At 57.2% G+C, this 796-nt stretch carries 2 protein-coding genes; both read left to right on the forward strand.

Annotation, left to right across the window (positions count from 1 at the left end; translation table 11 throughout):
- The first annotated feature begins 70 nt into the window (after positions 1–70).
- Positions 71–229 (forward strand): hypothetical protein, encoded by a 159-nt coding sequence (locus NW820_RS13000; protein WP_011434410.1) that lies wholly within the window; start codon positions 71–73, stop codon positions 227–229.
- Between the two features lie 2 nt (positions 230–231).
- Positions 232–768, forward strand: a complete 537-nt coding sequence (locus NW820_RS13005) for a GNAT family N-acetyltransferase (protein WP_414342471.1) — start codon at positions 232–234, stop codon at positions 766–768.
- Positions 769–796 lie beyond the last annotated feature (28 nt).

Genomic DNA, 796 nt, shown 5'->3' on the forward strand with positions numbered 1-796 from the left:
TCCGAAAAGCTGCCCAGGGATCCCTCCCTGCACGCTATGCTGTAGAAACTTGAAATGATTATGTAGAAGCATGAGCATCCTGCGGCAATATATCTTTCCCGCTCTCATCCTGCTGGTGTTTCTGTTTACCCTGGTGGTGGTGAGCATTCGCTCGTTTCTGCCGGAGGATATGGCCCAGCCTGCCCCTCTAGAAGAAGCGACGCCTGTGGCCCTTTCTGCAAATGCCTGAGGATGGCTGAACAAGGGATCCCTCTGCCTGTGGGTTATCGTTGGCGCATCGGTTCAGCCTGGGATCGGCCCTGGGTGCGACGAGGATTGCAGGCCACGTTGCAGGAATCTTTTCCAGAGCAAAGCAACTGGGATCACCTGGAAGAGACGCTGGATCGCCTCTTCGACCCACCCCGCACCCCCTGCTGGTGGATCTTGAAAGAAGAAACTGCAGAGCCGGTGGGCTGTGTTTGGGCCGGCATCTCCACCGATCAAGCCACCCATCGGCGGGTAGCCTACATTTTTCTGCTCTGGGTGGATCCCGCCCATCGCCGGCAGGGCCTGGGCAGAGCTTTGATGCAACAGGTGGAACGCTGGGGATCCCAGCAGCAGCTGGCGGCCATCACCCTGCAGGTTTATCGCCATAACCAGGCCGCCCTCCATTTCTATCAGCAGGCCCACTTTGCTGTACAAGGCTACTGGTTGTACAAGCCGCTCAGCCCCGCGCCCATAGACGCGCATGTAGAAGAGCATGAATACAAAGGTCATGAAGTTTTGTGAATAAGCCGGGATCCGCTCTCAGTTGCTC

This window comes from Synechococcus sp. R55.7, assembly GCF_047461955.1.
In the GTDB taxonomy this organism is placed as follows: domain Bacteria; phylum Cyanobacteriota; class Cyanobacteriia; order Thermostichales; family Thermostichaceae; genus Thermostichus.

What these genes read in the sequence shown, in the direction of transcription:
- NW820_RS13000 (WP_011434410.1), top strand. Translation starts at nt 71, where the DNA reads ATGAGCATCCTGCGGCAATATATCTTTCCCGCTCTCATCCTGCTGGTG.
- NW820_RS13005 (WP_414342471.1), top strand. Translation starts at nt 232, where the DNA reads ATGGCTGAACAAGGGATCCCTCTGCCTGTGGGTTATCGTTGGCGCATC.